General features: G+C 62.2%; 25 protein-coding genes. 20 read left to right on the plus strand and 5 right to left on the minus strand.

Annotation, left to right across the window (positions count from 1 at the left end; genetic code table 11):
- Nucleotides 1-43: 43 nt before the first annotated feature.
- A complete protein-coding gene (locus BH95_RS19850) occupies nucleotides 44-919 on the minus strand; it encodes a helix-turn-helix transcriptional regulator (RefSeq protein ID WP_037183669.1) in 876 nt (291 codons plus the stop codon).
- 278 nt (nucleotides 920-1,197) lie between these two features.
- Here BH95_RS19850 and BH95_RS19855 point away from each other — a divergent pair, with 278 nt between their 5' ends.
- Both BH95_RS19855 and BH95_RS19860 read left to right on the plus strand, forming a co-directional pair.
- Nucleotides 1,198-1,794, plus strand: a complete 597-nt coding sequence (locus tag BH95_RS19855; protein ID WP_052060096.1) for a DedA family protein — start codon at nucleotides 1,198-1,200, stop codon at nucleotides 1,792-1,794.
- Between the two features lie 404 nt (nucleotides 1,795-2,198).
- Nucleotides 2,199-3,587: an MFS transporter gene (locus BH95_RS19860; protein WP_037183671.1), complete on the plus strand. Its 1,389-nt coding sequence runs from the start codon at nucleotides 2,199-2,201 to the stop codon at nucleotides 3,585-3,587.
- A 6-nt stretch (nucleotides 3,588-3,593) separates the two neighbouring features.
- Here BH95_RS19860 and BH95_RS29630 read toward each other — a convergent pair whose 3' ends face one another.
- Nucleotides 3,594-3,779 (minus strand): hypothetical protein, encoded by a 186-nt coding sequence (locus tag BH95_RS29630; protein WP_244165170.1) that lies wholly within the window; start codon nucleotides 3,777-3,779, stop codon nucleotides 3,594-3,596.
- Here BH95_RS29630 and BH95_RS19865 point away from each other — a divergent pair.
- Nucleotides 3,712-5,004, plus strand: a complete 1,293-nt coding sequence (locus tag BH95_RS19865) for an MFS transporter (protein WP_244165160.1) — start codon at nucleotides 3,712-3,714, stop codon at nucleotides 5,002-5,004. The genes BH95_RS29630 and BH95_RS19865 overlap by 68 nt on opposite strands.
- A 10-nt stretch (nucleotides 5,005-5,014) precedes the next feature.
- Here the strand turns inward: BH95_RS19865 and BH95_RS19870 are convergent, their stop codons facing one another.
- A complete protein-coding gene (locus BH95_RS19870; protein WP_244165055.1) occupies nucleotides 5,015-6,547 on the minus strand; it encodes an aldehyde dehydrogenase family protein in 1,533 nt (510 codons plus the stop codon).
- Between the two features lie 99 nt (nucleotides 6,548-6,646).
- On the opposite strand from BH95_RS19870, the gene BH95_RS19875 reads away from it, so the two are divergent.
- Both BH95_RS19875 and BH95_RS19880 read left to right on the plus strand, forming a co-directional pair.
- Entirely contained in the window at nucleotides 6,647-7,390 is a 744-nt protein-coding gene (locus BH95_RS19875) for an SDR family oxidoreductase (protein ID WP_037183677.1), read from the plus strand.
- A gap of 56 nt (nucleotides 7,391-7,446) precedes the next feature.
- Nucleotides 7,447-7,869: a universal stress protein gene (locus BH95_RS19880; RefSeq protein ID WP_037183679.1), complete on the plus strand. Its 423-nt coding sequence runs from the start codon at nucleotides 7,447-7,449 to the stop codon at nucleotides 7,867-7,869.
- A 116-nt stretch (nucleotides 7,870-7,985) separates the two neighbouring features.
- On the opposite strand, the gene BH95_RS19885 is transcribed toward BH95_RS19880, so the two are convergent.
- Nucleotides 7,986-9,176 carry an acyl-CoA dehydrogenase family protein gene (locus BH95_RS19885; protein WP_037183681.1) on the minus strand — a complete coding sequence of 397 codons (1,191 nt, stop codon included), beginning with the start codon at nucleotides 9,174-9,176 and terminating at the stop codon, nucleotides 7,986-7,988.
- A 62-nt stretch (nucleotides 9,177-9,238) separates the two neighbouring features.
- Between BH95_RS19885 and BH95_RS19890 the strand changes: the two genes are divergently transcribed.
- The 10 genes from BH95_RS19890 (at nucleotide 9,239) to pntB (ending at nucleotide 19,466) form a co-directional block, all read left to right on the plus strand.
- Nucleotides 9,239-9,982: an SDR family NAD(P)-dependent oxidoreductase gene (locus BH95_RS19890; protein ID WP_037183683.1), complete on the plus strand. Its 744-nt coding sequence runs from the start codon at nucleotides 9,239-9,241 to the stop codon at nucleotides 9,980-9,982.
- Nucleotides 9,983-10,000: 18 nt separating this feature from the next.
- Nucleotides 10,001-11,212: an acetyl-CoA C-acetyltransferase gene (locus BH95_RS19895; RefSeq protein WP_037185268.1), complete on the plus strand. Its 1,212-nt coding sequence runs from the start codon at nucleotides 10,001-10,003 to the stop codon at nucleotides 11,210-11,212.
- Between the two features lie 25 nt (nucleotides 11,213-11,237).
- Nucleotides 11,238-12,056, plus strand: coding sequence for an aspartate/glutamate racemase family protein (locus BH95_RS19900; protein ID WP_244165056.1), 819 nt, complete (start codon nucleotides 11,238-11,240; stop codon nucleotides 12,054-12,056).
- A gap of 5 nt (nucleotides 12,057-12,061) precedes the next feature.
- The gene (locus tag BH95_RS19905; RefSeq protein WP_037185272.1) at nucleotides 12,062-12,403 is read left to right on the plus strand and encodes a carboxymuconolactone decarboxylase family protein; all 342 of its coding nucleotides are present in this window, start codon (nucleotides 12,062-12,064) and stop codon (nucleotides 12,401-12,403) included.
- A gap of 98 nt (nucleotides 12,404-12,501) precedes the next feature.
- Entirely contained in the window at nucleotides 12,502-13,269 is a 768-nt protein-coding gene (locus BH95_RS19910; RefSeq protein WP_037183685.1) for an SDR family NAD(P)-dependent oxidoreductase, read from the plus strand.
- Between the two features lie 63 nt (nucleotides 13,270-13,332).
- Nucleotides 13,333-14,106: an SDR family oxidoreductase gene (locus tag BH95_RS19915; protein WP_037183687.1), complete on the plus strand. Its 774-nt coding sequence runs from the start codon at nucleotides 13,333-13,335 to the stop codon at nucleotides 14,104-14,106.
- 2 nt (nucleotides 14,107-14,108) lie between these two features.
- Nucleotides 14,109-15,719 carry a class I adenylate-forming enzyme family protein gene (locus tag BH95_RS19920; RefSeq protein WP_244165057.1) on the plus strand — a complete coding sequence of 537 codons (1,611 nt, stop codon included), beginning with the start codon at nucleotides 14,109-14,111 and terminating at the stop codon, nucleotides 15,717-15,719.
- Between the two features lies 1 nt (nucleotide 15,720).
- Nucleotides 15,721-16,518: an enoyl-CoA hydratase/isomerase family protein gene (locus tag BH95_RS19925; RefSeq protein WP_037183690.1), complete on the plus strand. Its 798-nt coding sequence runs from the start codon at nucleotides 15,721-15,723 to the stop codon at nucleotides 16,516-16,518.
- An 8-nt stretch (nucleotides 16,519-16,526) separates the two neighbouring features.
- On the plus strand, nucleotides 16,527-18,068 hold the full coding sequence (locus tag BH95_RS19930; protein ID WP_037183692.1) for a Re/Si-specific NAD(P)(+) transhydrogenase subunit alpha: 1,542 nt from the start codon (nucleotides 16,527-16,529) through the stop codon (nucleotides 18,066-18,068).
- Nucleotides 18,069-18,074: 6 nt separating this feature from the next.
- Nucleotides 18,075-19,466, plus strand: a complete 1,392-nt coding sequence (pntB, locus tag BH95_RS19935; RefSeq protein WP_176458691.1) for a Re/Si-specific NAD(P)(+) transhydrogenase subunit beta — start codon at nucleotides 18,075-18,077, stop codon at nucleotides 19,464-19,466.
- A gap of 48 nt (nucleotides 19,467-19,514) precedes the next feature.
- On the opposite strand, the gene BH95_RS19940 is transcribed toward pntB, so the two are convergent.
- On the minus strand, nucleotides 19,515-20,981 hold the full coding sequence (locus tag BH95_RS19940) for a 3-hydroxyacyl-CoA dehydrogenase NAD-binding domain-containing protein (RefSeq protein WP_037183696.1): 1,467 nt from the start codon (nucleotides 20,979-20,981) through the stop codon (nucleotides 19,515-19,517).
- Nucleotides 20,982-21,131: 150 nt separating this feature from the next.
- Between BH95_RS19940 and BH95_RS19945 the strand changes: the two genes are divergently transcribed.
- Genes BH95_RS19945 through BH95_RS19965 form a run of 5 tightly spaced genes read left to right on the plus strand, consistent with a single transcriptional unit; the run spans nucleotide 21,132 to nucleotide 26,014 of the window.
- Nucleotides 21,132-21,902 (plus strand): enoyl-CoA hydratase-related protein, encoded by a 771-nt coding sequence (locus BH95_RS19945; RefSeq protein WP_037183698.1) that lies wholly within the window; start codon nucleotides 21,132-21,134, stop codon nucleotides 21,900-21,902.
- Nucleotides 21,899-22,828 (plus strand): acyl-CoA dehydrogenase family protein, encoded by a 930-nt coding sequence (locus BH95_RS19950; protein WP_037183700.1) that lies wholly within the window; start codon nucleotides 21,899-21,901, stop codon nucleotides 22,826-22,828. Before BH95_RS19945 ends, BH95_RS19950 begins: the two co-directional genes overlap by 4 nt.
- A complete protein-coding gene (locus BH95_RS19955) occupies nucleotides 22,825-24,081 on the plus strand; it encodes a CaiB/BaiF CoA transferase family protein (RefSeq protein ID WP_244165058.1) in 1,257 nt (418 codons plus the stop codon). The genes BH95_RS19950 and BH95_RS19955 overlap by 4 nt, the downstream gene beginning before the upstream one ends.
- Nucleotides 24,078-24,848, plus strand: coding sequence for an enoyl-CoA hydratase/isomerase family protein (locus BH95_RS19960; protein WP_037183702.1), 771 nt, complete (start codon nucleotides 24,078-24,080; stop codon nucleotides 24,846-24,848). The genes BH95_RS19955 and BH95_RS19960 overlap by 4 nt, the downstream gene beginning before the upstream one ends.
- Nucleotides 24,845-26,014: an acyl-CoA dehydrogenase family protein gene (locus BH95_RS19965; protein WP_037183704.1), complete on the plus strand. Its 1,170-nt coding sequence runs from the start codon at nucleotides 24,845-24,847 to the stop codon at nucleotides 26,012-26,014. The genes BH95_RS19960 and BH95_RS19965 overlap by 4 nt, the downstream gene beginning before the upstream one ends.
- The last annotated feature ends 8 nt before the right edge of the window (nucleotides 26,015-26,022 follow it).

Raw genomic sequence — 26,022 nt, forward strand, 5'->3', positions numbered from 1 at the left:
CACTGAGCAGGTGACGGACCGGCAGCGGTCGAAATTCGCAGTGTTAGAACTGACTGTTGCTCGGGCTGTGTTCGGCGGCCCAAGACCCGAGTAGGTGCAGTCGCTCGGCACTCGGAGAACCTGGTTCGGCTGTGTAAACCATCAGGATGGAACCGGGATCGGCGGTGATGACCAATTCCTCGTAGGCGAGGTGGACCTCACCGACGATCGGGTGATTGAAGCGCTTCTTGCCAGCGCCATGCGACCGAACGTTGTGCGCCCCCCACAGCGTTCGGAAAGTTTCGTCTCGCGTCGAGAGTTCTCCCACCAAGTCTTGCAGGCCCTTATCGTGTGGATCGCGTCCGGCTTCTGCTCGCATGATGGACACGCACATCTGAGCGAATGCATCCCAATCGGGATAAAACTCGCGGGATATCGGGTCAAGAAATTGAAACCGCGCAAGGTTTGGAATTCGCCCACCGTCACCGATGATCGGCGCGTAGAACGCTTTGCCCAGGTTGTTCGTAGCGAGGAGATCCTGTCGCTGATTTCGTACGAAAGCGACGCCGTCGGTAATCGAATCCAGTGCCCACTGGAGGCTTATCCGAGGAGCAGCGGCGCGCCCGGCCTTTCGGCGCGGGCGTCCGGAGGTGGGGACCCCATCAGCAGCCCGCGCGAGGTCGAGTAGGTGTGCGTGCTCGGTATCATCGAGGCGCAGAGCGCGCGATAGCGCATCGAGTACGGATGACGACGCACCGCCGATCGCGCCGCGCTCGATGCGGGCATAGTATTCGACGGACAGACCGGCGAGAGCAGCTACCTCACTACGTCGCAAACCGGCTACGCGCCTGTTCCCGCCGCCTGTGATGCCCGCATCCTCCGGCGAGACCTTCGCTCGGCGGGTCATCAGAAACTCGCGTACCTCCGCTTTGTTGTCCATGTGTCGAGCGTAGAGCCATTCACGGCAATGAAGGATGCCCTATCCGTACACCTTTCGCGGAGGCACTGTCGCGACGTCGCATATTCCGACTTCGCGTGCGAAGCTTGACTCGTCACGAATCCGACCGGGTCAGGTCGCACAATGTGGATCGATCGATCATCTGAACTCTCCGTCCTTGCTGAGCGCCACTGCGGCTACGTCGACAACCGGCACCACCGCAACGGAGCCTGGTTGCGGTATTCAGCAATCTCGTCAAGAAGCTTGGAAAGGTTGGAGCGGTGCCCGATGTCGGACTTGTTCTCATCTGTCTGGCCGGAATCTGTGCGCCGTATCTGCTTGGTGCAGCCGGGATAGTCCTGCTGGCGGAGTCTGCGCTGCTCGTGGGGCTCGTTCTTCCGGGAACCAGCACCGTGCTCATCGTCGGGTCGGTTGTAGGGCTCGGTCGCGTAGACCCGATCGTTGCGGCAGTGGTGATGGTGTTGGCGTCGTCCGGGGGTGCACAAACTGCCTTCTTGTTGCGCCGCCGTCGTGGCGGCGAGAATGCGACACCGCTTCCCTCGAAGAGAGGTTCTTCAGCGAAATTTGTCAGGCGGGCACAGAGCGGTTTCGCTCGCCATGCCACCGTCGCCTCCATCGCCAGTCATCTGTTCGGCGGCACCAGAACCCTCGGTCCGCGACTAGCGGCTGCCTCCCCCATGTCGTTCCGCTCTTTCGCGCTGTGCAATTTTGCCGCCGCGGCGCTGTGGGTAACTATTCTGCTGGTGTTGGGCAGCACCGTCGGTGCCAATCCGAACATTGCCCCGTATCTCATCGCTGCCGGTGTCGGCCTAATGTCCATCACATACGGCATGGGACTCGTGCGCCGCCGGGCATGAACACCCTCTGCGTTGCCGATAGAGTCGGCACCGACCTTCGATGTAGCTGCATCCCCGTAAATGGATTCTTACGACTGCGATTTCAGCAGTCCAGTGGACGGTAGCCCCGTTGTCGATTGTCGAATCGCTGCCGCGTCGAAATGCCGTCTGTGGCCGACCTGTTTCATCCCACCTGCTCGCTCGGTATCTGATCAGACGTTGGGTGACCGCGGTCCTGCCTGCACCCCGTCGAGTCATATTCGTTGTCAAACGTATGACAATTACTTTAGCACCTTATTGACATGCAGATTGGTTTAGTACAGCATGTACTTGAATGTGTCGTCCGTTACATCATGCGAACCCGTCTGTGCCGTCAAAGAGGCCTGAGCGGGCAGAGGTTCTCGTCGCAGAACAAAGGAGAGCGAATGATCGCGTCGCACGAAGACAGTGACCGTCGAAAGAAGCTTGGCGGAGCGATAGGCGAAATCGGAACGCAGTTCGACTACTCGGTGTACGCGCTGATGGCGCCGACCATCGCGATTCACTTCTTCCCGGCAGGAAACCCAGCCGCCGCGATTCTGGGAACCTTTGCGGTGTATGCACTTTCATTCGTTGCGAGGCCGTTCGGCGGTGCACTCTTCGGGTATGTCGGCGACAAGTTCGGCCGCCTGGCCGTCTTGTCTTGGACCGTCGTGCTGATGGGTGTCGGAACGATGCTCATCGGAATGATCCCAACCTACGAGTCGATCGGCATCGCGGCGACACTCATCCTCATTTTCTGCCGCCTGCTGCAGGGCCTGTCGATCGGCGGTGAGACGACAGGAGTCGAGAGCTATATCGTGGAGTCGGCACCCGCGACGAAGCGAGCATCGTGGATGGGAGCAGTGAAGTCCTTCTCGTACTGGCCCGTCGCAGCGGTGGCGGCGATCATCTTTGGGCTTCGCTCGGCCTTGGGTGAAGAGGCGTTCGAGGCGTGGGGATGGAGGATCCCCTTCATCCTTGGTGGAGTCGTGGCCGTTGTCGGCTACGTGCTGCGGAGGACGTTGGAGGATCCCGACGAATTCCTCGAAGCAGCAGCGGAGTACGAGAAGATGACCCCCCGTGACGAATCGGGGAACGCGGTGGCCGGCGCACTGCGTGGGACCTTCAGCACACGTAAGTCCATGCTGCTCGTGATAATGCTGCAGCCCCCGTACGCGATCGGTGCCTACCTGCTCAGCGGCTACATGTACACATTCGTCGTCAGCCAGGGCGGTATCGCTGCAACGAGTGCCCTGCTGTCGAACATGGCTGCCATCATGGTGCTCGCGGCACTGCTTCCTGTGATGGGCATTCTGTGTGATCGGCTCGGCCGCAAGCCGATGTATTACGCCGGGGCAATCTGGCTCCTGGTCGCCGCATATCCCGCGTTTGCGCTTGCGGGGTCGGGAACGGTGGCCGGAGCCTTCGTCGGACAGGCGCTTCTCTCGATTGGCTTGTCCGTGTACGGAGCCGCGATGTTCACCGGAATGGTCGAGATCTTTCCGACCGCACTCCGGTGCCGGGGACACGGAATTTCGTACAACCTTTCCGTAGCCCTGTTCGGTGGCACAACGCCGTTGATCGCAGCAACGTTGATCAGCGTCACCGGAAATCCGGTATCGCCTGCCTTCTATGCAATGGCGCTCATCGGTCTGATCGGATTGGTGGGGGTGTGGCTCGTACCGGAAACCAAGAACACCGACCTGCGGACTTCTGTCTACGGACTGCCCCGTTCGGACTCGGAACCTGTCGTCGAAGCGTCCGACTCGACGAAGGTCGCACATCGATCGTGAGTCACTTCATTCGATGAATCTGACAGAGAGAGCCGTCGGAGCGAAGGTCCCGGCGAAAGTCAGCGTCTCCGCTTCGGCGGCAAGTGTCTTGCAGCCGTTGAACTCTTCGATGATCGCGGTGGCAATGGTTGCCATCGTCACGCATTTCGGATCGACCACAGGCGCATCGTGGTTGATTTCCGGAATGTACATAGCCACAGCGGTTTCCGCGCCCATCGGCGGAAAGCTCGGTTCGATCTTCGGGGCGCGCAGGATCTATCTCGTGGGGCTCGGGATCGTCGGAGTGGCAACGATCGTGGGCTCTTTCGCGCCCAATATCAACTGGCTCGTTGCCGCGTACGTGTTGCTCGGAACGGGCATGGCTACACATTTTCCGAACGCGATGACGATCATTCGCAACTATGCAGACCGTCACCGAAGTGACCCGAAATCGGCATTGCTGACGCTCGTACTGTGCAGTCAGTCCGTTGCTGCCCTCGGTCCCACTCTGGGGGGACTTCTGGTCGGGACTTTCGGATGGCAATCGATTCTGTGGATCAACCTTCCGGTAATCGCAGCCAGCGCGATCGCAGTACTTCGATACGTCGATCGGGGTTCGGCTTCAGCGCTGGGAAAGTCCCGACGCTCGGTGCTTCGAACGTTGGACCTCCTCGGTGTCGGGCTCTTCGTCGTCCTGACCGCTGGTGTCATGATGTTTCTGCTCTCCCTGGCCGAAACGCCTTCGTGGCTTCTGCTCGTGGTCCCCGCCCTAGCGCTGATCGCCTTCGTAGCGAGAGAATGGCACACCGACGAACCGTTCATCGATGTCAGGGCGCTGGTTCGGAATCGTTCACTCAGCGCGACTCTGGTCCGAACGCTCTTGACCTACGTGGCGTTCTATTCGGTGTTTTTCTCGGTCCCGCAGTGGCTGCAGTATCAGCGCGGAATGACGGCGACCGAAACAGGCCTCACTATGTTACCCGTTGCCATCGTGGCAATGGGGTCGACATACGTTGCCTCGAAGGTATTGGCACGCTGCGGAATTCGATTCACCCTCACCGTAGGGTCGCTTGCCCTGTCGATCGGTGGACTGCTATTGGCCACCGTGGAGCGTTCCACGGCCCCCATCGTCGTCGTGCTTCTAGTTGCAGCAGTCCTCGGCGTGCCCAGCGGGTTCAACAACCTGAGCAACCAGAGCATGGTCAACTCTGCGACCTCGGTGGACGAAGTCGGTACAGCTATGGGGATGTATCGCACGGTGCAGTTTCTGGGAGCGAATCTAGCCGCAGCAGTACTTCAGTTCACCGCCGGTCCGGACGTGGGTGACGACGGGATCCGTGACACCGGCTGGGTGGTCATCGCAATCTCGATCGCGCTGCTGTCCGGTGTTATGGTCACTCGAAGCCTCACCCGCGGAAAACGCGTTTCCCGCGGGTGAGAAGCTGGAGTCAGGCGAACCCGTAGATCGACTTGACCTCGAGGTACTCCTCGAGTCCGAACTCGCCCATTGATCGGCCGATGCCGGACTGCTTGTAGCCACCCATGGGCGTGAGCGAGTTGGTGTTGGCACCGTTGAACGACACCCGGCCAGCCTTGATGCCGCACGCGAACTCGTAACCACGATCACGATTCTCACTAAAGACGTAACCGCCGAGACCGAAGATCGAGTCGTTCGCGATATCGAGTGCCTCCTGCTCGGTGCGGTAGGGCATGACGACGAGCACGGGGCCGAAGATCTCTTCCTTGGCGAGTGTCATCTTGCGATCAACGTCGGCGAGAACGGTTGGCTTGCAGAAGAATCCGCGATCGAAACCGTCCGCCCTGCCCAAACCTCCGGTGACGAGCGTCCCGCCCTCGTTGATGCCCACTTCGATATGGTTTTGGACGCTGTCGTACTGATGGGAGTGCACGAGCGGACCGTGAGTTGTCGCCGGGTCTCGGGGATCGCCGAGGCGCATCCGTCCGATCTCGTCTTCGATGAAAGGCAGAATGTCTTTCACTTGGGACTCGTGCACCAAGAGCCTGCTGGGGGCGTGGCACGACTGCCCGGTATTCGAGAACCCGCGCTGTACGTTCCAACGAGCGGCCTTTTCAAGATCACCGTCGGTGAGAACAATATTTGCGGACTTCCCGCCGAGTTCGAGACATACGCGCTTGACTGTGAGGGCCGCCGATTCGCCGACCTTTACTCCCGCGCCCGTAGAGCCGGTGAACGACACCATGTCGACGTCGGGGTGTCGCGAGAGGGCGTCGCCCACCACGCTTCCTCGCCCGATGACCAGGTTGAAGACGCCTGGAGGTGTTCCGGCTTCGTGCATGATCTCGGCGAGCGCGACGCCCGAGGCAGGCGAGGCGTCCGAAGGCTTGAGCACCATCGTGCAGCCGGCGGCAATTCCGTAGATCACCTTGATGACCGAAGTCTGAATGGGCCAGTTCCAGGGCGAGATGAGGGCGCAGACGCCGATGGCCTCGCGCCGGACAAGCGTATCGGCCAGCTCGCGCTGAAACTTGTAGTCGCGAATGAGGTCACGAGCGACCTTCATGTGACCGGCGGGGCCGCTCACCTGTGCTTTGAAGGAGACTGGAACGCCGACCTCCTGCGCAATGAGCTGAGCAAGTTGGGCTTCACGGCTTTCGTACACCGCGATGATGCGATCGATCAACTCGATCCGCTGGCCGACGGTCGTTTTGGAGAAGCTGGAGAATGCAGTTTTCGCCTCCGCTACAGCATGATCGACATCTGAGGTCCCACCCCCGGATGCCACCGTGGCCCAGGGCTCTTCGGATGTCGGATCGACCAGGGTCCGTGTTCCTTGGCCGCTGGGCGTGACCCATCGACCACCGATGTAGTGCTGTCCGAAATGCTCCACTTCAAGCCTCCGTGCGTTGAAAAAGTCAAACTGAATGTGAAATGTCAGACCGAAGCATACTCTGTATTGCAGACGCCAAAAAGTGTCTGAACGTTTTAATCGCTTGACCAAAAATCAACTGTCTGACATTATGCATTTAACATGCCCTACCATCGAGCCACTCCACTCCACTGCACGGCTCCGGGCGCTCGACGACGTGAGGAATATTTCGTGGGTTCATTGACAGGTAAGAGCGTCTTGATCACTGGCGCTCTCGGCACCATCGGCCAGGCACTGGTTGGCCGGTACGTAGAGGAAGGTGCCACTGTCATCGCGTTGGATCGACCTGACGCGCCCGACGCTCAGCAGACCCTGGACGGTATCGGCGATGGGATTCGATTCTTCGGGTGCGACCTGGGCGATCTGGAGGGTATCGAGACGTCGGTCAAAGCTCTGGCCGACGAGATCGGTGGGGTCGATGTCTTGGTCAACAATGCCGCGCTGGTGATCTTCAAGCCTCATGCCGAATTCACCATCAAGGAATACGAGGATCAGGTGAGGGTGAACTCCTCGGCCGTTTTCGTATTGTCGCGCGTGTGTTCGGAGCACATGAAGGAAAAGAACTACGGAAAGATAGTCAACATCACCTCGCTCACCCTCACCGGCCGCTGGACAGGTTATGTGCCCTACATTGCGTCCAAGGGAGCAATGTACGGACTGATCAAGGGTATGGCCCGTGAGCTTGGTGATTACCTGATCAATGTGAATGGAATCTCGCCCGGTGCGGTCCTCTCCGACGCGGAATACCGCGACCGTGGAGACAAGCAGCCGGAGTACGACGCGTGGGTGCTCGAGAACCAGAGTATGAAGAAGCGCATCGCAGCGGTCGACATAGCAAACCTTGCCGTCTTCCTGTCCACGCCGCAATCGGACATGATCACTGGCCAAGACATCGCTGTCGACGGCGGGATGTGATTCGATGCAATGCCTTCCGCCAATAGTCGTCGTCTGATCAGGACAAGGAGTTCTCTGTGTCAAGCATCATCGTTGTCGGAGTGGACGGCGGGGAGGCCTCGATGCGTGCTGCCCGCCGAGCGGCCGAGATCGCTCGGAGGCTGGGATCGAGTCTGCACGTTGTGAACGCCGTCGACCGTGGCACCGTCAAGGAGTATCCCGGCCGTCCGGGGTCTACTGCCGTGACCTCGGGTGAGTTTGCGGACGCCATCGTCGGTGACGCTGCGGACGAGCTTCGGACCACGGTCGAGCAGGTGACGACTTCGGTGGTGTACGGCCGCGCCGCGGTCGCTCTGTCAGAGGAGGCTGCTCGGCTCGATGCAGAGCTCATCGTCGTGGGAAACAAGCGGGCACAGGGACTTTCGCGTGTGCTCGGAAGTGTTGCCAGTGCCGTCGCTGCTCATGCGCCCTGCGACGTGTACATCGCGAAGACCGTCTGATCGCACAATCGCACATACAGGCCTGGACGTGACCCCCGTGAGGGTCACGTCCAGGCCTGTATGAGCGACAGGTGGTGCGGCGGAACGAGGGTGTGCTCGTCCCGCCGCACCACATTTCAGAGCTTGTACTCGGCGAGCATCGCTCGACCGATGATGATCTTCTGGATATCCGTCGTACCCTCGCCGATCAGCATGAAAGCTGCTTCGCGGTAAAGCCGTTCGATCTCGTATTCCTTCGAGTACCCGTAGCCACCGTGAATGCGGAACGAGGCCTGAACGACCTCGTTGCAGTATTCGCTGGCCACCATCTTCGCCATTCCCGCTTCGACGTCCATCCGCTCTCCGGCATCTTTCAGCCGAGCCGCGCGCACCACCATCGAGTGTGCGGTCTCGACCTTGGTGGCCATTTCGGCGATGCGGAACAAGATCGCCTGGTGTTGGGCGATCGGCTTGCCGAAGGTCTCGCGCTGCTGGGCATACTTGACGCCCAGTTCGAAGGCTCGATTGGCGATTCCCACTGCGCGCGCGCCGACATTGACACGTCCCACTTCGACGCCGTCCATCATCTGATAGAACCCCTTACCGGTTTCGCCGCCCAGCACCTGGGTTTCGTCCACCCGATGATGATCGAGGATCATCTCGGTGGTGTCGATGCCCTTGTAGCCCATCTTGTCGATTTTGCCGGGGATGGTCACGCCCTGTGCGGTCTCGCCGAATCCGGGTTCCTTCTCCACCAGGAATGTCGTCATGTTCCTATAGACCGAGTCGGAGCCGTCTTCCGTCTTGCACAGCACGGCGACGAGATTCGAGGAGCCACCGTTGGTCAACCACATCTTCTGCCCGGTGATCTCGTATCCTTCGGCCGTCCGCTTGGCCTTGGTGGAGATGGCCGCCACGTCCGAACCGAGCCCGGGCTCGGACATCGAGAACGCGCCGCGAACCTCGCCGGTCGCCATCCGCGGCAGGTAGCGCAGCTTCTGTTCCTCGGTGCCGTGCTGAGTCAGCATGTACGCCACGATGAAGTGGGTGTTGATGACACCCGAGACACTCATCCAGCCACGGGCGATTTCTTCTACCACCAGCGCATAGGTCAGCAGTGACTCGCCGAGACCGCCGTACTCCTCCGGGATCATGAGTCCGAAAATTCCCAGATCCTTGAGTCCCTCGACGATTTCCGTCGGATACTCGTCTGCATGTTCCAACTCGGTTGCGACGGGAATGATCTTCTTCTCGACGAAGCGTCGAACGACATCGAGTATCTCGTCCTGCTCGGCAGTCAGTCCCGTTGTGCGCGCGAGTCGGCTCATGATCGGTATCTCCTCTGTAAATGCATTTGACTAAGGTACTAGATGTCAGACATATTACATGCATGTCTAATTCGGTAGTAGTGGTTACTGGTGCTGGGCGAGGGCTCGGTGAGGCGATAGCGCTCGAGGTTGCGCGTCAAGGCTCCCCGGTTGTCCTCGCCGGAAGATCGATCAAGCCGCTCGAAGAAGTGAAGTCCAGGATCGAAACGCAGGGCGGACGCGCGCTGGTGCGCGCAACGGATGTGACCGATTCCGACTCAGTGGCGGCATTGTTCGAGGACGCGGAGAATGCTTTCGGCCGGATTGACGTGCTGGTGAACAATGCGGGTATCGCCAACCGTGTCAACCTTGTCGATCTCGGCGAGGCCGAATGGGACCGCATCTTCGACACCAACGTCCGCGGGATGTTCCTGTGCAGTCGTGAGGCCGGACGGCGATTCGCTCTTGCCGGGTCCGGGCGCGCGGTGAACGTTGCTTCGGTGTTCGGCTTGCTTGGCCGGCCTGGATATTCCGCGTACTGCGCGTCCAAAGGTGCCGTCATCAACTTCACTCGGTCCGTCGCTGCGGAATGGGCGCGGTTCGGGGCGCAGATGAATGCCGTTGCGCCTGGCTACTTCGCAACCGATATCAATGCCGAACTCCGCGCCGACGACGCAGCCATGGCCAAGGTCATGCGCCGCATTCCGGCCTACCGCATGGGCACGCCGGACGAACTCGCCAACGTCGTGGCGTACCTGGCGCTTACGGCACCGGATTTTTTGACCGGGCAGACCATCGCGGTCGACGGCGGAGAAGCGAGCGTCTGAACAGTGAAAGGAACAAGCATGACCGATGCAGTGATCTGCGAGCCGATCCGTACGCCGGTGGGCCGCTACGGAGGCATCTTCAAGGACGTCCCGGTGACGTCCCTCGCATCGACGGTGATGAAAGGTCTGGTCGATCGCACTGGTCTGACTGCCGAGGATATCGACGATGTCATCTTCGGCCAGGGCTACCCGAACGGCGAGGCAGCCGCCATCGGCAGGATTGCAGCACTCGACGCCGGTCTCGATGTGTCAGTGCCAGGTCTACAGATAGACCGGCGCTGCGGGTCCGGTCTCCAGGCTGTGCTGTACGCATGCATGCAGGTCGCTACCGGGGGGTCTGATCTGGTGCTGGCCGGCGGTGCCGAGAGTATGAGTCAAGCGGAGTACTACATGCCGAATGCCCGATGGAACTCAGGCGGTCTGCCCGATCTCTGTGATCGACTCGCGAGCCCGCGTAGCAATTCTGGAGGGCGGCGGTACCCAGTTCGGGGCGGAATGATCGAGACCGCCGAGAACGTTGCAGCCAGGTACTCTGTCACGCGCGAACAGCAGGATGAGTGGGCGTTGCGGTCGCAGCAGCGCGCTGCTGCGGCCATCGACGCCGGGCTGTTCGAGGACGAGATGATCCCTGTAGTCGTTCCGGGTCGAAAAGGTGAGCCACTCATCGTCTCTCAAGACGAGCATCCGCGCCCGGACACCACAATCGAGTCACTCTCGCGGCTGAAACCGATAATGGGAGCGACCCTGCCCGGCGCGTCGGTCACGGCCGGCAACTCCAGCGGTCAGAACGACGCGGCCGCAATAGCGATCGTGACGACGCCAGGGAAGGCCGAGCAGCTCGGGTTGCGTCCGTTGGCGCGGCTCGTGAGCTGGTCCCTGGCCGGCGTCGAGCCCAAGCTGATGGGTATCGGCCCTGTTCCGGCGGCACGGCGGGCCCTCGAACGGGCGTCGTTGTCCTGGAAAGACATCGATCTAATCGAATTGAACGAGGCTTTTGCTGCTCAAGTGATCGGTTGCTTCCGCGGATGGGAGTTGAGCAACGCCGATTTGGACCGCGTCAATGTCAACGGCTCCGGCATCTCGCTCGGCCACCCAATCGGAGCGACGGGAGGTCGTATTCTCGCGAACCTGTTGCGGGAGATGGATCGACGAGAGTCGCGATACGGGATGGAGACCATGTGCATGGGCGGCGGTCAAGGACTGGCTGCAATATTCGAGCGGGTGGCGTGAGGTGACACGAGTCCTGTATCTGAGCATGTCTCGGGAGAGATACTCACCTAACTACTTTCCGTATCTGCGGACCTATATCGACGGGGTGAAGTCACCGGAGGTCGAGTTCGAACTCCGAGGCACGCGGGTCGGCCGCATCGACAGCTTCCGGTTCTTCGAAGTACTCGACTGGGTGTCGATCCTCGACTCCGTCGTGGGTGCGGAACAGGACGGCTTCGACGCGGTGGCGATCGGCAACATCCTCGATCCGGCGCTTCGCGAGGCACGGTCGATGGTCGATATCCCGGTGCTGGGCCTCGGGGAGACCTCGATGTTGACGGCCTGCATGATGGGCAGTCAGTTCTCGCTCGTAGGAGTCAATCCCTACTTCGGCGGTCGCTTCGAGGAGAACGTCGCCAGATACGGATTGCGCGACCGGCTCGCGAGCATCGAATGCATGGGCCTGACTCCGCACGAACTCGATGCGTGCTTTTCGGACCACAGTGGTCGCCAGAAAGCGATCGACTCCTTTGTCGCGGCGGCGCGAGCGTCCCTCGACAAAGGGGCAGAGGTGGTCATCCCCGCGGGTGGTCGCCTGACCGCGTTCCTCAATGCAGTGGGGATCCGCGACGTCGACGGTGCACCGCTCCTCGACGGAACCGTCTCGCTTGTGACCGCAGTCGAGTCGGCTGTCCGAATACACCGGCAGGCAGGCACTTTCGTCAGTCGCCGCAGGCTGTACGCGCGGGCACCCCAAGCGTCGATCCAGGAATCTGCCGCCGAATACGCCGATGGCTACAACGTGCCTGCCCTGAAGCGATCGATCGACCGTTCCGACCCCGCCACACAACGAACAGAGGAGTGAATTCGATGGACGTGCGTTACCCGTTGAGCAAGCAGGATGTGTTCGTCTCCAATCTGGACCGTCTTCGCGAAACCGCGCCGGACGTAGCCGATGCCTTCCGTGGGCTGCGCGTGGCCGCCGACTCGTACGGCACTCTCGAACCGAAACAGCGGGAGTTCAGTCTGCTGGTGGGCTTTGCTGTCACGCGGAACGAGGGAGGTTTCCGCGTGCATTGCACGCGCGCGAAGGATGCAGGCGCGACGCTGGAGGAGATAGAACAGATCGTCATCCTCCAACTCGGCACGAGCCTCGGCCTAGTACCCGTCGTAGAGGCCTTGTCGTGGGCGCACGACGAACTCGCTGATTAACAGCAACTGTATTGTCAGACAATACGCACCATGATATTTTTACGCGTGACCACGACCACGACCGACCAGCGTATTCGAGTTCTACAGGAGAATCGTCGATGACAGAACGTAATGGCACCCGCACCGCGCTGGTGATGGGAGCGGGATCCGGAATCGGACGCGCGAGCGCCATCGAATTGGCGGGCGCGGGAGTTCGCGTCGTCGCGGCGGATCTCAATGCGCAGTCGGTGACAGCACTCGCCGCCGAAGTGGACGGGATCATCGATCTGGGACAGTCGTGGAACGCGACCGACCCGGAGGCCTGCGACGCGCTGGTCGCGGCCGCCGTGGAGGCCGTCGGGCATCTGGACACTGTCGTCTCCACCGTGGGGTGGACGGCGATCACGAAGTTCCTCGACGAGTCTCCGGACTACTGGCGTCGCATCATCGACGTGAACTTGATGTCGGCGATCTACCTGTCGGCGGCCGCGGGTCGCGTGATGAAGGACAGCGGCGGAAGCATCGTGCTGACCTCGTCCGAAGCAGGCACGGTCGGCACCTCCGGCGAAGCCGTCTACTCGGCCGCCAAAGCCGGCATCATTGCGTTGGTCAAGTCGCTCGCTCGCGAGTGGGCCCGCTTCGGTATCCGTGTCAACGCAGTGGCACCGGGTATCACCGCCACCCCCCTGCTCGAGGAGCAAGGTCTGGTATCCGGTGACGGCGCGGACGGTGGGGTGCTGGGCAGCATTCTGAGGGGCGTGCCGATGCGTCGAGCGGGTGAGCCGTCCGAAATCGCAGCTGCGATCGCATATCTCGCGGGCGACGGTGCCAGCTACGTCACCGGGCAGACCCTGTGCGTCGGCGGAGGATTGACGATGGGCTCATGACGCGCCGCCCTGCCATTCCGATCATGAGTTTCTCCAATCCCACACCGAGAGGTCGTTCACCCCATGCGTGACAAAACGGTCCTGATCACCGGCGGTTCCCGCGGAATGGGGCAGCAACTCGCGTTGCGTCTCGCCGGTGAAGGCGCAAACATCGTCGTCAACTACCGCCGCGACACCGAGGCCGCGAGCCAGACCGTCGAGGCCATCGAAGCGGCAGGAGGAAAGGCACTCGCTGTGCAGGCGGACGTGTCCGACACTGCCGCCGTCGAGGCCATGATCGGACACGCGGTCGACCGCTTCGGCTCCCTCGACGTCGTCGTGGCCAACGCCGCAGCCAGCGCGTTCAAGCCGCTGATGGACATTCATGGACGTCACATCGAGAAGACCATGGGCATCACGGTGCAGGGCTTCCTCGACCTGGTTCGACTGACTCTGCCACACATGAACCGTGGCGGTCGCGTCATGGCTGTCAGCGGTTGGGACAGCTTCCGCGTCCTCCCGGGACACGGCCTCCTCGGCGCGGCCAAGGCTGCGATGGAGACGATCGTGAAGTACCTTGCGATCGAGTTGGCTGCCAACGGGGTGAGCACGATCGGAGTCTGCCCAGGACCGATCGACACCGACTCCTTCCGCTACTACGCCGGCGACGCGTGGGACGATTACGCGACGCAGTGGCTCGCGCAGACCCCGTCGGGTGCGTACCCGACACCGGCCGAGGTCGCCGAGGTCATGGCGTTCCTGTGCTCTCCCCAGAGCGCTGTCATCAACGGCCAGACCATCGTGGTCGACGGCGGGCTGTCACTGGCGACCATGCCAATCGGCTTCGGTCAAGGTTAATGATGAGTGCGCAGTCACCGGCGGTCGCCCAGACCGTCGTCCAGTTGATGAGTCAGATCCAACGTCGCCCCGGGCACGAGGTGGCTGCGGAAGACATTGTCGGACAGCATCGGTTGACCATCGCCGAACTAGTACTCTCGTCGAACCGCTTGGCCAACGCCTTTATAGGCCTCGGCCTGACGCCGGGCAGTCGCGTCGCATACGTAGCGCAGAACCACGTCGAGTACGTGGTGCTCGAATTCGCTTTGCTCAAAGCAGGACTCGTCAAAGTTCCCCTCAATCATCGGTTCGCTCCGAACGAGCTCCGTCGGTGCATCGAACTGGCGGACGTTCGACTTGTCGTCGCCGACGAGGCATCCTCTGCCGTACTCGACGAGGTTCTCCACGACGCCGACATCCTGCGAGTGCACATCGGGCCACGGGACGGATGGCTGAACTTCGCCGAGATCATCGCAGGCGGCGCACCGACATCCGTACAGGCCGCGACCGGTCCCGACGACCTTTATCACATTCGCTTCAGCTCCGGCTCCACCGGAAAACCGAAGGGGATAGCCATCTCTCATCGCGGTGCTCGTGCGGCGATCCTCGGGAACACCTGGGTGATGAGCAGCAGTGGACCCGTCGACAGGCCGCGAACGCTGCAAGTTGCGCCGCTGGTGTACGCCGGTGGCTGGAGTATTCTTCCCACCTTGCTGTGCGGCGGAACCAACGTGTTCATGGATCGCTTCGATGCCGAGCAGATGCTGGAGGTGATCGTCCGACGCGGTATCACGTGGATGTTCGCGGTACCGACGATGCTACGGCGAATGAGCACGCTTACGGGACTGTCCGCGCTCCGAGAATCCTCGCTCAGTTGCCTCATGCTGGCCGGTGAACCGGCGGCTCTGCCCGCGCTCGAGGTGGTGGGGCAACACACGAACGCATTGATTCAGTGCTGGGGCCAGACCGAAGCGCCCGCATCGACGACGCTGCTGTCGCGAACCGACATGAAGCACCGCGAACTCTGGGCGTCGATCGGACGCCCGGTCCCCGGTGTCGAGTTCTCTGTCTACGCCGACGGCGTTGTCCTGGACAGTCCGGAACCGGGTGTCGACGGCGAGCTCGTCATCCGCACGCCGAGTGTCGCGAGCACTCTTCTCGGTGCCGAGGCCGAGCACGCCGAACGGTCGCTACCCGACGGCTGGTGGCGCACCTCGGATCTCGGCCACTTCGATGACGCGGGGCGCATCTACATCGTGGGTCGAGCGAGCGAAACGATCATCACGGGCGGTACGAATATTCAACCTGTGGAGATCGAGCGGGCATTCGAGGAGCACGCTGCTGTCCGCGAGGCCGTCGTAGTCGGTGTTCCCGACGCGAAATGGGGGGAGACTCCAGCTGCGTATGTTCACCTTTCGGAGCCCTGGGAGTCGATCGGCCTCGAACTGGATCAGTGGCTCAAGACCAACCTCGCCGGGTTCAAGCGGCCCGGACATATCTTCGTGTCACCAGATCCCATTCCACGCGCATCGGGAGAGTCGAAGATTGCCCGCGGCGACATCAAGAAGACCGTGCAGTCCTGGGTCGCCGACCCCAGCTGCGTCCCTGCCAACGTGACCAGAGTGGAGAAGTGACGTGACCGATATCGTCGTATCAGTGGCGGACGGAGTCGGAACGGTGCGGCTGAACCGACCGGACAGGGGAAACTCGGTGACTCCGGATGTCGTGCAACGCATGGGCGAAGCAGTAACCGAACTCGCGGAGACCGACTCGGTTTCCGCTGTGGTGCTCACCGGTACCGGCAAGGTGTTCTGCGCAGGTGCCGATGTTCGTGAGATGTACGGCGTCTATACCGGCGATGGGCCCGATGCACTGATGGACTACCTCGCCGATATCTGGATGCCTGCGGTGCAGGCGACGGTGCGCATGCTGTGGGGCGCTCCCGTTCCGGTCGTCGCCGCCTACAACGGTGCTGCTACCGCAGGCGGACTCGATTTCGGCCTCGCGTGCGATGTTCGGATCGCGTCCTCGCGGGCACGGTTCGCCGAGAGCTACGTCAATCTCGGCATGGTTCCGGTCGCCGGCGGCGCGTACCTTCTGCCCTCGCTCATCGGCTCGGCGGCCGCTTTACGACTGCTCGCGACGGGCGAGTTCATCTCCGCCGAAAGCGCTCTCGCTCTTGGCATGGTGGGCGAGGTCCGCGAGCCCGACGAGTTGATGGACCGGGCGCAGGAGTTGGCCCATGATATGACGCACGGCCCATCGGCCACGTACGCGAGCGTCAAGAAGATCACTCGTGCGATATCTACTGTGGAATTGGACGCAGCACTCCGGGCAAGCCTGGCCGCGAACATCGAGTTGATCGCCCGGCCCGACGTCCGGACTGGAATTCTTGCCGTGATGGAGCGTTACAGCGCTGGTTCGAGCAGTTGAGCGAACCCATGCGCCTCGGGGTGGTTGCCGAGTCGACGCCGGGTGAAACCCGTGTTGCAGCAACCCCTGCCAGCGTTCGCAAGCTTCTCGGCCTCGGCTACGAGGTCCTCGTCGAGCAGGGTGCGGGGGAGAGGGCGAGCTTTAGCGACAGTGCGTACCGCGAGGCGGGCGCGACCGTGGCCTCAGGTGATGTCGTGTGGGCTGCCGAGGTCGTCCTGAAGGTCGATGCACCGACACCGGTGGAGATCGACCGATTGTCGGACGACGCGACGACAGTGAGTCTGATCGGTCCGGCGTCGAACGCGGAACTCGTTGCAGCATTGGCACAACGGAATCTGACAGTTCTCGCGATGGATGCGGTGCCTCGTATTTCGCGCGCGCAGTCCATGGACGTTCTGTCGTCGATGGCGAACATCGCCGGCTATCGCTCGGTGATCGAAGCGGCTCACGAGTTCGGTCGGTCCTTCACCGGTCAGGTGACCGCCGCAGGCAAGGTCCCACCTGCGAGGGTGCTGGTTGCCGGAGCCGGGGTGGCGGGGCTGGCGGCAGTGGGCACGGCTTCGAGCCTCGGGGCCATTGTTCGGGCCACCGATCCGCGACCCGAGGTTGCCGAACAGGTCCGTTCCATCGGTGGAGAGTTTCTCGAAGTAGATGTGGCGCAGTCGGTGTCGACCGACGGTTACGCCAAGGCCACCAGCGAGGACTACAGCCGACGCGCGGCGGAAATCTACTCCGAGCAGGCGGCCGATGTGGACATCATCATCACCACCGCGCTGATTCCTGGGCGGTCGGCACCTCGTCTGATCACCGAGGCTGATGTCGCCTCGATGAAGTCGGGAAGTGTCGTGCTCGATATGGCTGCCGGACAGGGCGGAAATGTTGCCGGGTCCGTTGCCGGGGAGCGCGTCGTCACAGACAACGGTGTGGTCATCCTCGGCTATACCGATCTGGCGCGCCGACTTCCCACCCAGGCCTCGCAGCTATTCGGCACCAATGTGGTGAACCTTCTGACGCTGCTGACACCGGCGAAAGACGGCCGATTGGTCATAGACTTCGACGATGTTGTTCAGCGCGGTGTCACCGTGGTGCGCGACGGCCACACGACATGGCCGCCGCCGCCGACGGCAGTGTCCGCAGCGCCGCTCGCCGCACCCGCCGAAGTGGTCGCTCCGCAGGCACAATTGCCCCGGCCGATCTGGCATCGATGGGTCTGGCTTGCGGGCGGAGTGCTTGCTTTTTTCCTGATTCTAGGATTTGCGCCCGCTCCACTCCCGCAACACTTGACGGTGCTGGTGCTGTCGGTCATCGTGGGGTACTACGTGATCGGCAACGTTGCTCATGCGTTGCACACGCCGCTGATGGCGGTGACCAACGCGATCAGCGGCATCATCGTCGTCGGTGCGATAGTCCAACTCGGTGTTGGCGGTGATTCCACCAATGCCGGCGTGATCCGTGTGTTGGCTTTCGTCGCTACACTTCTGGCCGCAATCAACGTGTTCGGAGGGTTCGCGGTCACTCGGCGGATGCTTCGGATGTTCAGTAAAGGCTGAGGCATCATGACCGTGTTGTCCGCGACGAGCGCCGCGTACCTCGTCGCCGCTGTGTTGTTCATTTTTTCTCTCGCAGGGCTGTCGAAGCACGAAACCTCGAAGAACGGCATCGCCTACGGCATCGTGGGAATGGCGATCGCCGTCGGCTCTACCATCGTGGTGATCGTCGACGGCTCGGGCGGCGTGGCAATCGGATTGCTCGTCGTGGCGCTGCTGATCGGCGCGGCCATCGGGCGGTGGCGTGCCCGGGTGGTCGAGATGACGGGGATGCCGGAACTGATTGCTCTACTGCATTCTTTCGTTGGGCTCGCAGCGGTACTGGTGGGCTGGAACGGCTATCTCGCGCACGAAACCTTCGAGTCCGGGGCGGTGGAGGGTATTCACCACGCCGAGGTGTTCATCGGAGTGTTCATCGGGGCGGTGACGTTCACCGGTTCGATCGTTGCGAACCTGAAGCTGTCCGGCCAGATGTCTTCGTCCCCGTTGATGCTTCCCGGCAAGAATGCTCTCAATATCGGGGCGTTGGTGGCTTTCTTCGCGCTCACCGTCTGGTTCGTCGCGGTGCCGTCGCTGTGGCTGCTCGTTGCGGTCACCGTTCTGGCGTTCACCCTCGGCTGGCATCTGGTGGCGTCAATCGGCGGTGGCGACATGCCGGTGGTCGTGTCGATGTTGAACTCGTATTCCGGTTGGGCTGCAGCGGCTTCGGGCTTCCTGCTGAACAACGACCTGCTGATCGTGACGGGAGCCCTTGTCGGATCCTCGGGCGCGTACCTGTCCTACATCATGTGCACAGCGATGAACCGCTCGTTCGTCTCCGTCATCGCCGGTGGATTCGGTTCCACCGCTTCGGTCTCGGACGATACCGACTACGGCGAGCACCGTGAGGTCGACGCAGAGACTGCGGCGGACCTTCTGCAGAACGCGTCCTCGGTGGTCATCACTCCGGGTTACGGAATGGCTGTCGCGCAGGCGCAGTATCCCGTCGCAGAGTTGGCCAAGGCTTTGCGTGAGCGGGGAGTTGACGTGAAGTTCGCCATCCACCCGGTTGCAGGTCGATTGCCCGGCCACATGAATGTGCTACTCGCCGAAGCGAAGGTGCCCTACGACATCGTCTTGGAGATGGACGAGATCAATGACGAGTTGCATCGTGTCGACGTGGTGCTGGTGATCGGCGCAAATGACACAGTCAACCCGGCCGCGGCCGAGGACCCATCGTCACCGATCGCGGGTATGCCGGTGCTGCGCGTATGGGAAGCCAAGGATGTAATTGTGTTCAAACGTTCCATGGCAACCGGGTATGCGGGTGTGCAGAACCCGCTGTTCTTCCGAGACAACAGCCGAATGTTGTTCGGCGACGCCAAGGCTCGGGTAGAGGACATCGTCCGCTACATGGCATGAAGAATCCCGTACGTTCGCGCATCGGCGTGAACGTACGGGATTTTCGCGTCAGTCCCGCAGTAGGCGATTGGCCCGGTAGCGGGTGTCGTGGTAGCTGAACCACAGCGCGTCGAGCAGTTCCAACACAGCTGCACGTGACCAATCGCGAGTCCACTCGAACGGGCCTGCCGGGTAGTTCGTGCCCAGTTTCATCGCGATGTCGATGTCAGCGGGGGAGGCCACGCCGTGCATCGTTGCCTCCCAGGCTTCGTTGGCGATGACGGCAAGGGTCCGAGCGAGCACAAGGCCGGGCACGTCGGACACGGGGTGGGCGGTGATGCCTGCCCGGTGCAGCATGGCCGCCACCGCCGAAAGCGACTCCACATGCGACGATGCGACCGCGATCGCAGTGGCCTCGGCAACGCTGATGCAGCGGTCGAGAACGACGACGGGTGTGCCGCCTCGTGCTGCCGATTCCGACCTCGCGGTGCGGCCGCGGGTGATGACGACGACTGTTCCGTCGAGAACGAGTTCCGCCTGTGCGTCCGGTGCCTGCTCGTCGCGGGTGACTGCGATGCTGGATCGCTCCAACACCGCGTCCAGCTCGGCGCTGTCACCGCGTCGAACGGCATGCGGTGCAAGCGCGCCGAGCTGGACCTGTGCTGGAGCTTCGGCGGGGGTGTGCTCTGTGGCGTAGGAGTAGAAGCCATGCCCGCTCTTGCGTCCGTAGCGTCCCGCGGCGACTAGCTCGTCCTGGATTCGCGACGGCTCGAACCTGGGATCGAAGTTGAAAGCCGACCAGACCGTTCTGGTCACTGCTGCATTGACGTCGTTGCCGATGAGATCCATCAGCTCGAACGGCCCCATCCTGAACTGCCCGGAGCCGCGGATGACCGCGTCGAGGGTGGCGGGTGAGGCGACGCACTCCTGGAGTAGTCGGAGGGGTTCACCGTAGAAGCCACGAGCGACCCGGTTGACGATGAAGCCCGGTGCGTTCGTCACTCGAGCGACCGTCTTGCCCCATGCGACCGCGAGCGTGTCGATCTCTTCTGCGACCTGCGGGTCGGTCTGCAGCCCCGTGACGACTTCGACGAGCTTCATCACTGGAACCGGGTTGAAGAAATGCATTCCGACGACCCGGGTGGGGAGTGGGCAGCGTGCGGCGATCGCGGAGACGGACAGCGAAGAGGTGTTGGTGGCGAGAATGCACTGCGGGCCGAAGTGGTCCGCGGCTGCTGTGAAGACAGCAGACTTGACATCGAGCGACTCGAGAACCGCCTCGATGACCACGGTGTTCGGATGACGCGGGGAGAGTGGGATCGACGTGCAGGTGGTCAACGCGGACTCGAGGTCGGCCGCCAATGCGGGGTGCCGTTTGGTCAGGCGGGCTTCGATGTCGGCTGCCGCGGCGACCAGCTGATGTTCCTGTGGATCGACGATAGTGACCGAATGGCCCGCAGCGAGCGCGGTCTGCGCGATTCCACGCCCCATTGTGCCTGCGCCCACGACGCAGATCGGAGTGGATGCTGTGGTCATGTTCTCTCCTGGAAGTCGATGGTAAGGCTGCGAGACGGACGAAACTTGTTGCTTCTATCTGTATGACAATGTACGTTTCTGTAAAGAAAGTATCAGACTAAATGTCTTACAAAGATCGATCTTTGAACCGGAACAGAAAGTGGTACCGCAATGACCTACGAAGACATCGTCGTCTCGGTCGACGAGGGGGTGGCGACCATTGCGATCAACCGCCCCGAGAACGCGAACAAGTTGCGTTTCACGACCGCCCGCGAGTTGCTCGACGCATTCCGCATGGTGCGTGAGACGCCGTCGGTGGATGTCGCGGTGCTGACCGGAGTCGGCGACAAGTTCTTCTGTATCGGCGGCGAACACGAGGAACCTACGTCGCTCGACTACTCGAGCGTGATGCCGGTCATCGATTTGTACGAGTTCATCGACACGATGCCCAAACCGGTCATCGCAGCCGTCAATGGATTCGCTGTCGGCGGCGGCAACGTTCTCCAGGTTGTCTGCGACCTGACCGTTGCAGCACCGCATTCGATCTTCAGGCAGGTCGGGCCCATGGTGGGAAGCTTCGACGCCGGGTACGGCACGTGGTACCTCGAGCAGACGATCGGGCGTCGACGCGCTAAGGAAATGTGGTACCTCAACCGCAAGTACACCGCCGAGCAAGCGCAGGAGATAGGGCTCGTCAACGACATCGCCGAGGATCCGGTTTCCCATGCGATCGAGTTGGCGCAGACATTGCGCAGCCGTGGCCCCTTCGCCCTCAGTGCGCTCAAGGCTGCGTTCTCCGGACGCCACACCGGTGTCGTCGGACAGGCTCGGATGGCTCACGACCTCTTGCTCACTGCGTATCGCAGCACTCAGGAGGCCACCGAGATGTCCGAATCGTTCGAGCAGCGCCGCGAGCCCGACCGTTCGAAGTTCAACCGATGAGCGGCCTCGGCTCCGAGCTACGGGAGTTTCTGGCGACAGCCACGAAGGTTGCATCGTCGGTGGCCGACTCGTCCGACTCGATGAGTGCTTCACGGGGGGCGTTGGAAAGTACCGGGCTTCTCGAGCTCGCAGGCGATGTCGCCGATGAGCCCGATGGTCTGGCCTGGCTCGCTCATACCGTGCGAGAAGTCGCGCAGACCTCTCCGTCGCTCGCTTTCGTGCTCGCCGGGCGCTACGCGGCCGACCATGTCGGCCGAGATGTGGGGCCGGGTGGCTCGACGTTCGGATTGGCCTTCGCAGGCTCGACGACCGTGGTGTCGTCGGCATTGGAGCCACAGCGCGTGGTTGTCTGGGACTCAGTGACCGGGTCGGTGTCTTCAGCACCGTGGAACCTCGTCGTCCCCGACGCCAGCGCGAAACGATCCGGTCTGGCGCAGGCGGAGCTCGTCTCCATCACCATCGACTCGGGCACAGTGGTCGAGGGTTGCGACGCAACGGAACTGGTCTCGCGGTGGGACCTGTTCACCGGGGCCGCGCTGATCGGCACAGCCCGACGGGCAGTGCTCGAGTCACAGTCCTACGTTCTGGGGCGTCACCAGTTCGGCGTCCCCGTCGCGTCCTTCGCGGGTCTGCGTGCCCTGCTCGCCGAGATGGATCTCCGCGTTCGAGAAGCGGAGGCGTTGCTGCTGCGGGCCCTCGACGGCGACAGTTCGTCGCCGGTGTCGGCCGTGGCCGGGCGCGCAGCCGTCGCCGTGTGCATCGATGCCGTGCAGGCCCACGGCGGGTATGGATACATCGAGGAGTACCCCATCGCCGGACTGTTGCGCGATGCAGTCAGCATCCAGTCGAGGGCTGGTGGGCGGCGCCTTCACCTGGCACGGGTTGCCCAGCTCGGTCTGGGTTCTCAAGCAACAGTGCTGCCATGACCGCCGCATCGCGCGAGAGCGGCACCAGCACAGAATCGGAGAACAGCATGGACGCATCCATTGGGCCATTGGCCGGTGTGCGGGTAGTCGACATCTCGTCGTCCTACGCTGCACCGACGACCTCGATGTACCTCGCAGACATGGGTGCCGACGTCATCAAGATCGAACCGATTCGCGGGGACGACGCGCGCGGATGGGGCCCTCCATTCTTGAACGGTGAGGCCGCGTGGTTCCTGTCGGTCAATCGCAACAAGCGCAGCATGTGCCTCGACATCCGCGGACAGGCCGGCCGCGACGTCCTGTTCAAATTGCTCGAGACCGCCGATGTCTTCATCGAGAACATCAACCCGGTCAAACTCGACAAGCACGGTTTGAGTCCAGCAACTCTGCGAAAAGCATTCCCAAAGTTGGTTATATGCGCATTCTCGGGCTTCGGGCTCACTGGACCGGACTCTGCGCTCCCGGGCTACGACCTCATTGCCCAGGCCCGATCGGGAATCATGAGTGTAACGGGTGCAGACGGCGTGCCGCAGCGTGTCAGTACGGCGCTCTCCGATGTGGCAGCAGGGACCGTCGCCGCGTTCGCTGTTGCGTCGGCTCTGGTCAAACAGCAGCGAACGGGGGAGGGCGAGATCGTCGACATCGCCTTGCTTGAAGCCGATCTGGCGTTCATGTCGCCGCGCATCGCAAGCTACCTCGCAGGAGATCCGGAACCCGCACCGTGCTCGGGTCGTGACTCGGTCGTGGCCATCTATCAGTCCATGCAGACCGCTGATCGTCCCATCGTCGTCGCCATCGGAAACGATGGTCATTGGACTCGCGCGTGTGAGGCGCTCGGCTTGCACGATCTGGGGCAGCGGGAGGACCTGCGAACCAACGCCGATCGCCGTGCCAAGCGGGATGAAGTCGTCGGCTTGTTCCAAGCTCGGCTCGAGACCATGTCCTCGGAGACCGCACTGAAAACGCTGCAGTCCGTCGGCGTTCCATGCTCGCAGATCAACTCGTTGTCGGAGGTGGTCGCGGACCCGCAGGTCGAAGCACGCTCGGCAATTGTGTCCTACGAGCATCCGGTGGCGGGTACATTCCGCGGAGTCGGGACTCCGTGGAGACTTGCCTCCGATCGCGAGGATCGGCAGGCTCGTATTCCGGCGCCGCTGCGCGGAGAGCACGGGCGACATGTGCTCGCAGAGATCGGGCTCGACGACGCGGCGATCGCAGAGTTGGCGAACGAGGAGGTCGTGTGGGTTCCATGATCGACACCACCCGTTCCGGGCGAGTTCTGGCCATCGAGATCGTTCGGCCCGGACAATTGAACGCGCTCAACTCCACCGTTCTCGGCGAGATCCTCGGCGTCGTCGTCGAAGCGCAACACGACGATTCCCTGGGAGCCATCATCATTCGCGGCAGCGGAGACCGCGCCTTCAGCGCCGGTGCCGATCTCGATGAGATCCGCGGACTCGACGTCGAGGCCGCGCACTCGTTCATTCGAGCAGGCCAACGAACGATGACGGCCATCGCCGACTCGGTGGTGCCGGTGGTCGCCGACGTGGACGGCTTCGCGCTCGGTGGCGGTTTCGAGATGATGCTGTCCTGCCACCTGGTCGTCGCATCGGATCGGAGCCGATTCGGCCTTCCCGAGGCACGCATCGGTTGCATCCCGGGTTTCGGTGGCACGCAACGGCTCGCGATGTCGGTGAGCAAACCGGCAGCCCTTGCGATGATGCTCGGGGGCGAACGAATCGACGCCGATCGAGCCTGGCAGATCGGTCTTCTCTCGGTTCCCCCGCTACCGCCCGAAGATTCGGCGGCGGAAGCTCGGAGACTGGCCGAGTTGATCGCGTCGGGAAGCCGAACCGGCGTCGCGAACATCCTCGACGCTGCACGGTCCGCCTTCCGCGCGGCGGCGCTCGATCACGAGGCTGCACTCGCTGCCGTATCCATAGCTGCTCGCGACGGGCAGGAAGGCATCACGTCCTTTGCCGAGCGTCGGGCACCCGTCTTTCATCAGGAGATCACATGAACACACCATGGGCCAGCGTCGATTACGACATCATCGACATTGTCGACTCGATTATCGCGCGCACCATCGCGCCCGAAGCCGAGGCGATCGACGCGACCGGCACGTTCCCCTCCGCTGCGATCTCCGAACTGGCGGACGCGGGCCTCGGGGTTCTGCAGATGCAGAAGTCCCTGGGTGGTGCAGGAGCGAGCACCTCGACGTATGCCGAAGCGCTGCTGCGCATCTCGGCCGTTTGTGGTGCGACCTCGACGGTTTACATGACGCAGATGCATGCCGCTCACCCGATTCACCTTCAGGGCTCGCAGGAGCAGAGCGAGCGGTGGGTACCGAAGCTGTGCAAGGCAACTGCGATCGGATCGATCGCGCTCACGGAGCCCGGTGCTGGTTCGGACGTCAGTTCGATGCGAACGGTCGCCCGACGCGACGGGGACAGCTACATCGTCAACGGCGAGAAGACATTCATCTCCAACGGTGACCGTGCCGACGTTATCGTCTTGTTCGCCACTGTGGACACCGCCCTCGGGAAGTCGGGTATCACTGCCTTCCTTCTCGACACTGCGACACTCGACGGCTTCGTGCCGGGAGCGCCGATGAAGAAGTTGGGTCAGAAGGGTGCGTCGACGGTGACGTTGTCGTTCCAGGACTGCCGGATCCCCGTCTCGGCCCGGATGGGCGAAGAAGGCGACGGCTACCCACTGCTCTTGCGCTCGGTCGTTCGATCTCGAATCAGTGCCGCTGCGCAGGGCGTCGGTTTCGCACAGGGTGCGTTCGACGTCGTGGTGGCCTGGGCGAACTATCGAGATCTACTCTCGTCCAAGACCGCGCATGCCCAGGATCTGCAGTTCGAGCTCGCCAGATTGCGCGGCGACATCACGGCCGCGCGGGCAATGCTGTTGTCGGTGTCCGATCAGGTCGACGCCAGTGTCGAGGAGCCGGTCGCAGAGGTGTCCTTGGTAAAGATGCACTGCACGACATTGGGAACGAGCGTTGCCGCGCGATGCGTCGAGCTTCTGGGGCCGGACGGAGATTTGGTTTCGCTCGGGGCCGAACGGCTGATGCGCGATGCGAAGGTCGCCGAGATATACGACGGCACCAATCAAGTTCAGAGCATGCTCGTCGCACGGGACATTCGTCTCGCTGCAACACGTGCAACCGCGGACGCGTGAGGGATTCG

The organism is Rhodococcoides fascians A44A (assembly GCF_000760735.1).
Taxonomy (GTDB): Bacteria; Actinomycetota; Actinomycetes; order Mycobacteriales; family Mycobacteriaceae; genus Rhodococcoides; species Rhodococcoides fascians_E.